This window comes from Variovorax sp. 20P10.2.4, assembly GCF_058244205.1.
In genome coordinates this window covers 1-11,558 of the sequence record NZ_JBZAYE010000198.1, presented here as the reverse complement: position 1 = coordinate 11,558, position 11,558 = coordinate 1, and the positions used below count along the sequence as shown (strand labels likewise).

Below are 11,558 nucleotides of genomic sequence, written 5' to 3'. Positions count from 1 at the left end.
CGCTGGCGCCCAGGCGCCAGATCGCATCGAGCGGCATGCGCAGCAGCTCGGCCACGCCGATGCCGACCGGATGGGCCGCGAACAGCCGCCGCGCGCTGCTGTTCGCGCCGACCACCGTGCCCGCCTCGTCGAGCGCGAGCATCAGTTCGCCGGCCACGTCGACCAGGCCGAAGGCGCTGCCCAGCCGCAGCACCCAGTGGCCGCGGAAATGGCGCAGGAAATCGGCGTCCTCGATCATGCGCGCGTAGATCGCGACCAGGTGCCGCACCAGGTGCTGGCTCTCCTTGGCCTCGGGCGAATGCAGCGCCGACACGTCGAGCACCGCCGTGAGCCGCCCGCCATGGTCGAACAGCGGCGCGGTGGTGCAGGTCAGCGCGATGTGGGTGGCGTCGAAGTGCTCGGTCTGGTGGCAGGTCATCGGTGCCTGCTCGACCAGGCAGGTGCCCACGCCGCAGGTGCCCGCATGCGCCTCGTTCCAGTCGGCGCCGAGGTAGAGGCCGGCCTTGCGCAACTGGTCGTCCCAGGCCGGGTTGCCGATGTAGTCGACCGTGATGCCCTCGGCATCGGTCAGCAGCACCATGTAGCCGAGGTCGGCCACGCGGCGGTAGATGTCCTCCATGCCCGCGCGCGCGGTGCACAGGAAGTGCTCGAGCTGCTGCTGGTGCGCGCGCACCTCGTGCGCCGGCAGGATGCGCGCGGGCGTGGGCCGCGAGGGATCGAGGCCATGGTCGCGCACGCAGCGCGCCCACGACTTGTGGACCAGGCTGGTCGCCGGATCGGCCAGCGCGGTGCCGGTGGCGATCGAATAGACGTTGTCGATGTGGCGCGATTGCAGGGAAGGCATGCTCGACCTCGCGATGGCGGGCGGCCGCCGGAAGATCGGGGCGCGGCCGCGCAGCCGGACATCATTCGGCTGTCGCGCTGTCGCAGCACAGAGGTGAAACCCGGTGCGCCACCGGACTTTCACCGGGACGCGCTACGCTTCGTCTCCACCGGAGACCGATGCATGCACACCTTCCAGCTCTTCGCCGACTACTTTCAGTTCTACATCCAGGACGAATCCGCCGAAGGCGATCTTTCCGATGCATGGAGCGACGAGGCCGTGGAACGCATGCTCGCGACCGCGCCCGGCGTGGTCGGCATCGGCACGGTACGCAACATGAACGTGCCGGTCACGCTCGAGATCCTCGAGGCCGAGCCGCCGCTCGCTGCCGATGCCTGGGAGCACATCGTCGAGTGCACGCTCGCGACGGCGAGCGGGCGCCTCGCGATCGCGGGTTGCACCGACTACTTTCCCGATGCGGCGCGCATGGCGATCGCGCCGGGCACCTACCGCGTGCGCGCCTGCTACGCGGGGCTCGCGACGCTGTCCGAGGACGGGCTCGAGGGCGAGGACCGCTACCACCTCGCGCTGTGGCCGGCGCCGGCCATCGAGCCCACGATCGTCAAGCAGCGCGTGGCCTGACAAGGCTTGAGCGCGCCGCTCAGCGGCAGGCGAAGCTCTCCGCCTTCGAGGTATCGCCGCCCAGGTACGCGATCTTCTTCGGATAGGTGCACAGCGGCCGCGCGAGCGACTTGTCGCCGTTGCGCAGCACGAGGTTCTCGGGCGGGATGCCCTTCTCGACCCAGTCGGTGAGCGCGGTGAACAGCTGGTTCGGCGCGGGCAGTGGCGGGTTGGCCGCGGGGCTGGTGCCGGGCAGGCCGTCGACCGAGCCCACGCCCATGCAATGGCCCATCGCGGGGATCTCGAGGTAGCGGTAGAACTTCTGCAACGCATCGATGCCGCCCATCGCGCCGGCCGCGCGCTCGTAGTAGTGGGCGGTGCCCGAGTTCGGGATCACCTGGTCGGCCAGGCCGTGGTAGGTCAGCATCTTGGCGCCGCGGTCGCGGAAGCGCGCGAGGTCGGGGTTGTCGGCGTTGATGTTCGCGAACGCACCCTGCAGCGCCTTGCCGCGGTCGCTGGCGTTGGCGAGCTGCGCGTAGCCCAGGCCCTTCCAACGGTCGGCGCCGTTGCCGGTGGCGTTGATGAAATCGGGCGTGGCGATCGTCGGGTCCTGCAGGTTCAGCGCGACCTGGTGCACGGCGATGGGGAAGGGCGCGGGCACGCCGCCGGCCGAGCCGGCCAGGCCCGAGAGCGCGGTGCCGCGCGTGGGGCCGTACCAGAGCTGGTTCGACGCCAGCGCGGGGCCGTAGCCGATGTCGCCCGCGGCCGCGGGTACGCTGCCGTCGCGGGTCTGGCCGTACCAGATCTTGTTGACGGCCTGCGCCTGCACGGTGCTCAGGCAGGCCGCGGTGGCATTGCTGCCGCCGCTCGCGGTGCACAGCACGGCCTTGTCCTGCACCGGGTCGTAGCGGCAGGCGGCCGGGTCGCTGATGAAGCCCTCGTGCTTGCCGGTGAGCTGGCTATCGCAGGCGCTGACCGCGGCCGAAGACACCAGCGTGGCCTGCTCGGGCGTGAGCGGCGTGCCGCCGAGGTCGCGCTGCATCACGACCTGCGGATAGAGCTCGGCCGTGATGAAGGTGCTCCAGTTGATGGCGCTGTTGCCCGCGAGGATGCCGTCGAAGTCGTCGGGATTGACCTGCGCCTGCATGTGGCCCTGGCGCCCGCCGGTGGAGCAGCCGTCCCAGTACGAGTACTTCGGCGCATCGCCGTAGAAGCCGGCCGCGAGTGCCTTGGCCTTGACCGCCATCTCGTGGATGCCGCGGCTCGCGAAGTCGGTCCACAGCGCGGTGTTGACGGTGCCGTCGGGGTTCATCGCGAAGGCGCCGTCGGTGCCGGCCACGGGGCTCGACGAGGCATGGCCGGTGTCGGTGATGGCGCTGACCGAGCCCTCGACGCCGGCCACGCGCGAAGGCGAATCGATGCCGCCGGCGTTGCCGATGCGGTCGAGCGCGCTGATCGAGGGCTCGCCCGCGAAGCCGCCGCCGCCGAGCACGCGCACGCGCTGGTTCCACGCGGCCTTGGCGGGCAGCCAGACCTCGATGCCGATGCCCGGCGAGGTCGAGGGCGCGCCCGCGGGACCGGCGTGGCCCGGCCCGACGTTGAGCTTGACCATGCACAGGTCGCTGGCCGCGAGCGTGCCGGTGGCCTTGCCGTCGAGGTTGAGGTCGTCGCCCTTCCTGAACTGCTTCACCAGCCGCACGGTGGTGTTCGCATCGGGCTTGAACGCGGTCTTGAGGCTGTCGTCGCACGTCAGCGCGACCGGAGCGGCGGGTGGCGGCGCGGCCGGCACGATCGGCAGCACGGTGCCCGACGAGCGGCTGCCGCCGCAGGCCGAGAGCGCGGCGGCCGCGGCGAGGCACAGCAGGGCGATGGAGGGGGGAACGGAACGGGTGTGGGATCTGTTGTGGTGGCGCATCTTCTGTCTCCTGTGTTGGCAGACATCGAATGTGCCGAGCGTGCCTCGCACGGTCTATCGACATGCGATCAGCGCTTGCAGGATTCCCTCAACCGGCCCTCGGACTTACCCGCGATGCACGCGTGCGCGCGGGCGTGCTGCCCACGAGCTGGCGAAACACCTGCGTGAAATGCGCCTGGCTCGAGAAGCCCACCGCATGCGCGATCTCGGCCAGCGCGAGCGGGCCGTCGAGCAGCGCGAGTGCCTGCCGCACGCGCTGCTCCATCACGTAGCGGTAGGGCGTGGCGCCGGTGCTGGCGCGGAACAGCCGCGTGAAGTGCACCGCGCTCATCTGCAGCTCGGCCGCGAGCGTGTCGATGCCGAAGTCCTCGGCCAGGTGCGCCATCACCCAGTCGTAGACGCGGCGCAGGTCGGCCTGCGAGAGCCGGCCCCGCGGACGCTGCGTGCTGCGCGCGCAACCGTAGCGGCCCTGCAGGTAGCTCGCGAGCGCCATCGACAGTCCCTGCGCATGCAGCCGGCCCGAGCTGCAGCCGCGCTCGATCTCGTCGCGCATGGCGGTGGCCAGCAGCTGCAAGGTGGCATCGGTGGTCGACAGCTGGGTCTGCAGGTGCAGCTCGCCGTCGCTCTCGGGCATGAGGCTGCGCAGCGCCTCGGGGCGGATCTCGATCGCGATCATTTCCTCGAGGCAGCCGGTCCAGCTCGCGCGGTCGACCTCGTAGCCCCGCTCGAAGATGCTCATGCTGCCCGCGCGCGTCTCGATGCGGTGCGAACGCCGGCCCTGCGTCATGACGCCGCTCAGATGGCCGCGCACGCACAGCCCGATGAGCGGATGCGGGTTGTAGCAGGCCGGGTTCTCGCCGTCCCCGATCATCGCGCGCACCTCGAAGGCGAAGCCCTGCCACGGCGTGGCGCCCGCGTTCAGCAGCAGCCGGCCGTCCATGCGCAACGGCTTGCCCGTGGTGTCGAGCAGGCTGATCTCGCGCGTCATGGCGGTGGGCCTTCAGACCCCGAGCAGCGCCTCCAGCGCCTGCGGCTGCGCGAGCAGCGCGCCCGAGGCGCCCTGGCGCACGATCTGGCCCTTCTCCATCACCACCGCGAGCTCGGTGTGGGCCAGCACCTTGCGGTAGTCGCGGTCCACGATCAGGGTGGCGATGCCGGTCTGGCGGATCTGCTCGATCACGCGCCAGATCTCGGCCACGATCAGCGGCGCCAGGCCCTCGGTCGCTTCGTCGAGGATCAGCAGGCGCGGGTTGGTCATCAGCGCGCGGCCGATCGACAGCATCTGTTGCTCGCCGCCCGAGAGCTGCTGGCCGCCGTGCGACAGCCGCTCGGCCAGCCGCGGGAAGGTGGCCATCACGCGCTCGAAGGTCCAGGCGCGCTGGCCGTCGATGCCCGCGCGCTCGCTCATCACGAGGTTCTCGCGCACCGAGAGGTTGGGGAAGATGCCGCGGCCCTCGGGCACGTAGCCGATGCCCAGGCGCGCCATCTTCTCGGGCGGCAGGCCCGTGACCGTGCGGCCGTCGACCTGCACCTCGCCCGAGGCGGGGCGCACGTAGCCCATGATCGTGCGGATCAGCGTGGTCTTGCCCATGCCGTTGCGCCCCAGCAGGCCGACCGAGGTCGCGGCCGGGATCTCGGCATGCACGCCGCGCAGGATGTGGCTGTTGCCGTAGTAGGTGTTGAGGTCCTTGACGTTGAGCATCAGAGGCCTCCCGCCGGGCCACCCCAAGGCAGGCCTGCGCCCCCCCGGGGGGCAGCGATGACACGAAGTGCAGAGCGTGGGGGCATCAGTGTTCCTCGCCGAGGTAGGCGGTGCGGACTTCGGGGTTCTCGCGGATCGCGTCGGGGCTGCCGGTGGCGATCACCGTGCCGTTGACCATCACCGTGATGCGGTCGGCCACGCGGAACACCGCGTCCATGTCGTGCTCCACCAACAGGATGGCGTGCGTGGCCTTGAGCTGCGCGAGCAGGTTCAGCATGCGGTCGGTCTCCTCCGCGCCCATGCCGGCCAGCGGCTCGTCGAGCAGCAGCACGCGCGGATGCGTGGCCAGGCACATCGCCACCTCGAGCTGGCGCTGCGCGCCGTGGCTCAGCGTGCCGGCGATGCGGTGCGCCTCGGCGGCGAGGCCCGCGGCTTCGAGCGCCGCGTCGGCCGAGGCCGAGCTCGCGGCGCAGCCGCGCGACGATTGCCAGATCGCCCAGGGCCGCGGCGTGGCCGCCTGCGCCGCGAGGCGGCAGTTCTCGTGCACGCTGAACTCCGGGAAGATGGTGGTGCGCTGGTAGCTGCGGCCCACGCCCGCGAGCGCGCGGCGGAACTGCGCGCGCGTCGTGATGTCCTCGCCGTCGAGGCGGATGCGGCCGGCCGAGGCCTCGATCTCGCCCGAGAGCATGTTGATCAGGGTCGACTTGCCCGCGCCGTTGGTGCCGATCACCGCATGCACCTCGCCCACGTGCAGGTCGAGCGTGACCGCGTTGACCGCGACCAGGCCGCCGAATCGGCGGGTCAGGCCCTCGACGGACAGCAGCACCGAATCGTTCATGCGTGCGTTCATGCCCCGCTCCTCGGCGACAGCCGCTGCACCAGCCCGATCAGGCCCTTGGGCAGCAGCGCCACGAACACGATGATGGTCAGCCCCAGCGTGAGCTGCCAGTGGTCGGCCAGCGGCCCGAGCAGCGCGTGGGTCGAGAAGATCTCCTTGAGCAGCGTGAAGGCGATGGCGCCGATCACCGCGCCGCGCAGGTGGCCCAGGCCGCCGAGGATCACCATCAGCAGCACCTCGCCCGAGTTGTGCCAGGCCATCAGCTCGGGGTTGACCACGCCGTCGCGCGAGGCCAGCAGGAAGCCCGCGAGGCCGGCCAGCGCGCCGGCCAGCACGAAGGCCGCGAGCTTGTAGGCGTAGGTGGGGAAGCCCGCCGCGCGCATGCGCTGCTCGTTGACGCGGATGCCCGCGAGCGCCGCGCCGAAGCGCGAACGGCGCAGCAGCGCGAGCAGCGCGTAGGTGAACACCAGCGCCGCCAGCACCACGTAGAACAGCACCGTGCGGTTCTCGAGGTCGAGCGCGCCGAGGGCCGGGCGCACGTAGAGGTAGATGCCGTCGCTGCCGCCGCCGACCTTGGTGTCGTGGAACACGAAGAAGGCCATCTGGGCGAAGGCCAGCGTCACCATGATGAAGTACACCCCGCGCGTGCGCAGGCTCAGCGCGCCGACGAACAGGGCATAGAGTCCGGCCGCGCCCATGGCCGCGGGCAGCAGCAGCGCGAAGTTGCCGCCCTCGGCGCCCGAGGCCAGCACCGTGACGTAGGCGCCGATGCCGTAGAAGGCCGCGTGGCCCAGGCTCACGAGGCCGGTCATGCCGACCAGCAGCTCGAGGCTCAGCGCGAAGATCGACAGGATCATCACCTTGACGATGAAGTCCGAGGCGTAGTTGCCCAGCAGCGGGCCGGCGATGCCGATGGCCAGCGCGCAGGCCAGCGGCAGCGCCGCGCCGCCGAACGAGCCGGCGTTCCGGGCGAGTGAAGAAGGGGGCGTGGAGGCAATCATGCGCGTGGAGGTCCTGGGGATCGAACTCATGGACGCCGTCCCATCAGCCCCTCGGGCTTCCAGATCAGCACGATCGCCATCAGCAGGTAGATGCCGATGCCGCTCAAGTCGGCGAAGAACACCTTGCCGAAGGTGTCGACGAAGCCCACCAGCAGCGAGGCGACGAGCGCGCCGGTGATCGAGCCGATGCCGCCGATCACCACCAGCACGAAGCAGATGATCAGCACGCTCGCGCCCATGTTCGGATAGACCGAGGACATCGGCGCGGCGATCATGCCGGCCAGCGCCGCGAGCGCCACGCCGGCGGCGAAGACGATGCGGTAGAGCCGCTTCACGTCGATGCCCAGGCCGCGCACCATGTCGCGGTTGCTCGCGCCGGCGCGGATCATCATGCCCAGGCGCGTGCGGTTGACCACCCAGTACAGCGCCAGCGCCAGCACGATGCAGGCGGCCGAGGCGAACAGGCGATACCAGGGATAGCTCATCACGCTGCCCAGCGCGAAGCTGCCGTCGAGCCAGGCCGGTACCTTCACGCCGTGCACGTCGTTGCCCACCAGGATCGAGCGCAGTTCCTCGAACACCAGGATCAGGCCGTAGGTCATGAGCACCTGCTGCAGGTGGTCGCGCTGGTAGAGGTAGCTGAAGAAGGCCCACTCGAGCAGGTAGCCGAAGATGGCGGCGAGCACCACGCCCGCGACCAGCATCAGCAGGAACTGGTCGCCGAACAGCGGCGCCAGCGAGAACGCCATATAGGCGCCGATCATGTAGAAGCTGCCGTGCGCGAGGTTGATCACGCCCATGATCCCGAAGATCAGCGTCAGGCCCGAGGCCACGAGAAAGAGCAGCAGTCCGTACTGAACCGAGTTCAGGCACTGGACGAGGAAGGTGCCGAAGTCCACGTTAGGTCATCCGGGTTGGGCTGGGGGAGCGGGCGCGAAGCGCCGCGATGTTCGGGAGACACCGCGGATCCGGCTTGGCCGGTCCGCGGGTGTCGCCCCCTCGAGGGGGCGTCGAGCTGCACGAAGCGAGCGAGGGACCGGGGCGGGTTACATGCGGCAGCCGCGCGCGGGGTCCGCCAGGCCCTTGATCGCCGTGCTCACCAACTTGTTCTCCTTGCCTTCCACCTTGCGCAGATAGATGTCCTGCACCGGGTTGTGCGACTTGCTGACCGTGAAGGTGCCGCGCGGGCTGTCGATCTTCGCCTTCTCGACCGCTGCCGCGAAGTCGGCCTTCTTCGTGATGTCGCCCTTGGTGGCCGCCAGGCCCACGCCCAGCATCTGCGCGGCGTCGTAGCCCTGCACCGCGTAGACGTCGGGCTGCAGTTTGAAGGTCTTGGCGTAGGCGGTGCGGAAGGCCGTGTCGCGCGGCGTGTTCAGGCCGTCGGCGTAGTGCAGCGTGGTGAGCATGCCCTGCGCCGATTCGCCCTGCGCCTCGAGCGTGCCGTCGGTCAGGAAGCCCGGGCCGTACAGCGGAATGGTCTTGTTCAGGCCCGCGGCCTGGTAGTCCTTGACGAACTTGACCGCGCCGCCGCCCGCGAAGAAGGCATACACGGCATCGGGCTTGGCCGCCGCGATCTCGGTCAGCAGGGCCTGGAACTCCACGTTCGGGAACGGCAGCGTGAGCTGCTTGTCGACCTTGCCGCCGGCCTTCTCGAAGCCTTCCTTGAAGCCGTTGACCGACTCCTCGCCGGCCGCGTACTTCCAGGTGATGGTCATGACCTTCTTCTTGCCCTGCTGCTTGGCCGCGACCTCGCCCATGGCGTAGGCCGGCTGCCAGTTGCTGAACGAACTGCGGAAGATGTTGGGCGCGCACATCGGGCCGGTCACGGCGTCGGCGCCGGCATTGGGCACGATCAGCACGGTGCCGCTCTCCTTGGCGGCCTTGGCCATGGCCATCGCCACGCCCGAGTGCACGGTGCCCACGATCACGTCGACGTTGTCGCGCTTGATGAGCTTGTTGACGTTGTCGGTGGCCTTGGCGGGATCGGACTCGTCGTCGACCTTGAAGTACTCGATCTCGCGGCCCGCGAGCTTGCCGCCCTGCTCGTCGACGTAGAGCTTGAAGCCGTTCTCGATCGCCACGCCCAGCGCGGTGAAGGTGCCGCTGTAAGGCAGCATCAGGCCGACCTTGAGCTTGCCCGTGCCCTGGGCCGAGGCGGCCGTGCACAGCGCGGCGAAGGACAGCGCGGTCAGCGCGAGGCGGGTGGCGTGGCGAATGGTCATGAGGTTTGTCTCCTGTTTTTGGTGATGAACGAAGTGGCCGCGACGATGACACGATCCGGCTGATCGCGATGCGGGGAATGCCCGCATTCGGGGATCTCGAGCAGCTCGCAGCCGGGCACGCGCGCGGCGATGCCGCGGATCTGCGCGAGGCTGCCGTACTCGTCGCCGAGGCCCTGCACGGCGAGCACGGGGCAGCGGATCGCGTCGAGCTCGGTCTCGATGTTCCAGTCGCGGAACGGCGGATGCAGCCAGATGCGGTTCCAGCCCCAGAAGGCCGAGTCGGCGCTGTCGTGGTAGCGGCCGAGCTTCTGCGGCAGGTCGGTGCCGAGGTAGGCGGTGCGCGCGAGCTCGATGTTCGCTACCGTCACGTCTTCCACGAAGATGTGCGGCGCCAGCACGACCAGGCCCGCGACGCGATCGGGAAAGCGCGCGGCGTACAGCAGCGAGATCGAGCCGCCATCGCTGTGGCCGAACAGCCAGGGCTGTTCGCCGTCGAGCGCGAGCGCGGCGAACAGCGCGGGCAGCACCTCGTGCGCCTGGCGGTGCATGAAGTCGACGTCCCAGATCTCGTCCTCGGCACGCGGCGTGGAGCGGCCGTAGCCGGGGCGCGAGAACACCAGGCCGCGCACGCCGGCGGCTTCGCACAGGCGCGCGGGGAAGTCCTTCCACATCGCGACCGAGCCGAGGCCCTCGTGCAGGAACACGAGCAGCGGCGCGTCGGCGCGCTCGGGCGCGATCCACTGGCACTCGATGCGCACCGCGCGGCCGCGCCAGTCGATGGTGGCGAAGTCCGGAAAGCTCATGCCTGCTTCTCGCGCTCGCGCAGCCGGAAGCGCTGGATCTTGCCGGTCGCCGTCTTCGGCAGTTCGGCCACGAACTCGAGGAAGCGCGGGTACTTGTAGGGCGCGAGGCGTTCCTTCACGAAGGCCTTGAGCTCGTCCTCGGTGGTGGTGCCGCCGTCCTTGAGCACCACGAAGGCCTTGGTCTTCGTGAGGCCCTCGCCGTCCTCCTTGCCGATCACCGCGGCCTCGAGCACGGCCGGGTGCTGCATCAGCGTGGCCTCGACCTCGAAGGGCGAGACGTAGATGCCGCTGACCTTGAGCATGTCGTCGCTGCGACCCGCATAGGTGAAGTAGCCGTCGGCATCGCGCGTGTACTTGTCGCCGCTCTTGGTCCAGCCGCCCTGGAAGGTCTCGCGCGACTTCTCGCGGTTGGTCCAGTACATCAGCGCCGAGCTCGGGCCGCGGATGTAGAGGTCGCCGACCTCGCCGTCGGGCACGGCGCGGCCGTCCTCGCCGCGCAGCTCGACCTCGTAGCCCTCAACCGGCTTGCCCGTGGTGCCGTAGCGCACGTCGTCGGGCCGGTTCGAGATGAAGATGTGCAGCATCTCGGTGGAACCGATGCCGTCAATGATGTCGCAACCGAAGTGCGTCTTGAAGCGCTGCGCGATCTCGCCGGGCAGGGCTTCGCCGGCCGACGAGCACATGCGCAGCGCCACCGCCTCGCGTGCCGGCAGCTTCGGCGAGGCGAGCATGCCCGCGAAGCCGGTGGGGGCGCCGAAGAAGACGGTGGGCTTGTGCTCTACCCAGCGGCGGAAGGTGGCGTCGGGCGTGGGGCGCTCGGCCATCAGCACCACGGTGGCGCCCACCGACAGCGGGAAGGTCAGCGCATTGCCCAGGCCGTAGGCGAAGTACATCTTGGCGGCCGAGAAGCAGACGTCGTTCTCGGTCAGGCCCAGCACCGGCTTGCCGTAGAGCTCGGCGGTCCACCAGAGGTTGGCCTGCGTGTGCACCGTGCCCTTGGGCTTGCCGGTGGAACCCGAGGAGTAGAGCCAGAAGCCCGGATCGTCGGAGGCCGTGAGCGCGGGCGCGGCCAGGGGCTCGGCGGCGGCGAGCGCGGCCTCGAAGTCCTGCGCGCCCTCGGGCAGTGCGCCCGCCGGTTGCGACACCAGCAGCGTGTGCAGCTCGTGGCCGCCGCGCGCCATCGCTTCCTGCAGCACCGGCAGCAGCGCGCCCGACACCAGCGCGGCCTGCGCGCGGCTGTGGTCGAGCATGTAGGCGTAGTCCTCGGGCGTGAGCAGCGTGTTGACGGCCACCGGCACGATGCCGGCATAGAGGCAGCCGAGAAAGCTCACGGGCCAGTCGTTGCCGTCGAGCATCAAGAGCAGCACGCGTTCCTCGCGGCGCAGGCCCGCGGCCTTGAGCGCCGCGGCCAGGCGGCGCGCGCGTTCCTCGAGCTGGCCGTAGCTCAGCGTGCCGCGGTCGTCGACGTAGGCGGTGCGCGCGGCGCGTTCGCGGTTGAGCGCGAACAGGTGCTCGGCGAAATTGAAGCGGGGTGGCAGGCTCATCGTGTGTCTCCTTGGGGGCCTCTGTGGGGGCGCTGCGGCTCGGTATCTATATGAAGGGGCGGCTACAGCCCCAGGGCTGCGAGCACGCC

At 70.1% G+C, this 11,558-nt stretch carries 11 protein-coding genes; 1 reads left to right on the top strand and 10 read right to left on the bottom strand.

Annotated features, from left to right (window positions below; translation table 11 throughout):
- Window positions 1–844, bottom strand: an 844-nt coding sequence (locus tag AC27VN_RS19210; protein ID WP_490877536.1) for a sigma-54-dependent Fis family transcriptional regulator, incomplete at its 3' end; no start/stop codon positions are given.
- Between the two features lie 162 nt (window positions 845–1,006).
- Between AC27VN_RS19210 and AC27VN_RS19205 the strand changes: the two genes are divergently transcribed.
- Entirely contained in the window at window positions 1,007–1,465 is a 459-nt protein-coding gene (locus tag AC27VN_RS19205; protein WP_490877535.1) for a hypothetical protein, read from the top strand.
- Window positions 1,466–1,484: 19 nt separating this feature from the next.
- Here the strand turns inward: AC27VN_RS19205 and AC27VN_RS19200 are convergent, their stop codons facing one another.
- From AC27VN_RS19200 to AC27VN_RS19160, 9 genes are all read right to left on the bottom strand, one after another.
- Window positions 1,485–3,359, bottom strand: a complete 1,875-nt coding sequence (locus AC27VN_RS19200; protein WP_490877534.1) for a tannase/feruloyl esterase family alpha/beta hydrolase — start codon at window positions 3,357–3,359, stop codon at window positions 1,485–1,487.
- 88 nt (window positions 3,360–3,447) lie between these two features.
- Window positions 3,448–4,347: a helix-turn-helix domain-containing protein gene (locus AC27VN_RS19195; RefSeq protein WP_093343721.1), complete on the bottom strand. Its 900-nt coding sequence runs from the start codon at window positions 4,345–4,347 to the stop codon at window positions 3,448–3,450.
- Window positions 4,348–4,359: 12 nt separating this feature from the next.
- Complete coding sequence (locus AC27VN_RS19190) at window positions 4,360–5,061, bottom strand: ABC transporter ATP-binding protein (RefSeq protein WP_057595313.1); 702 nt, start codon at window positions 5,059–5,061, stop codon at window positions 4,360–4,362.
- An 85-nt stretch (window positions 5,062–5,146) separates the two neighbouring features.
- On the bottom strand, window positions 5,147–5,899 hold the full coding sequence (locus AC27VN_RS19185; protein ID WP_057595312.1) for an ABC transporter ATP-binding protein: 753 nt from the start codon (window positions 5,897–5,899) through the stop codon (window positions 5,147–5,149).
- Window positions 5,900–5,907: 8 nt separating this feature from the next.
- The gene (locus AC27VN_RS19180) at window positions 5,908–6,900 is read right to left on the bottom strand and encodes a branched-chain amino acid ABC transporter permease (RefSeq protein WP_490877533.1); all 993 of its coding nucleotides are present in this window, start codon (window positions 6,898–6,900) and stop codon (window positions 5,908–5,910) included.
- Window positions 6,901–6,926: 26 nt separating this feature from the next.
- Complete coding sequence (locus AC27VN_RS19175) at window positions 6,927–7,799, bottom strand: branched-chain amino acid ABC transporter permease (protein WP_093343724.1); 873 nt, start codon at window positions 7,797–7,799, stop codon at window positions 6,927–6,929.
- A 147-nt stretch (window positions 7,800–7,946) separates the two neighbouring features.
- Entirely contained in the window at window positions 7,947–9,122 is a 1,176-nt protein-coding gene (locus AC27VN_RS19170) for an ABC transporter substrate-binding protein (protein WP_490877532.1), read from the bottom strand.
- A complete protein-coding gene (locus tag AC27VN_RS19165) occupies window positions 9,119–9,925 on the bottom strand; it encodes an alpha/beta fold hydrolase (RefSeq protein ID WP_490877531.1) in 807 nt (268 codons plus the stop codon). Before AC27VN_RS19165 ends, AC27VN_RS19170 begins: the two co-directional genes overlap by 4 nt.
- On the bottom strand, window positions 9,922–11,469 hold the full coding sequence (locus tag AC27VN_RS19160) for a benzoate-CoA ligase family protein (RefSeq protein ID WP_296788529.1): 1,548 nt from the start codon (window positions 11,467–11,469) through the stop codon (window positions 9,922–9,924). Before AC27VN_RS19160 ends, AC27VN_RS19165 begins: the two co-directional genes overlap by 4 nt.
- Window positions 11,470–11,558: the final 89 nt, after the last annotated feature.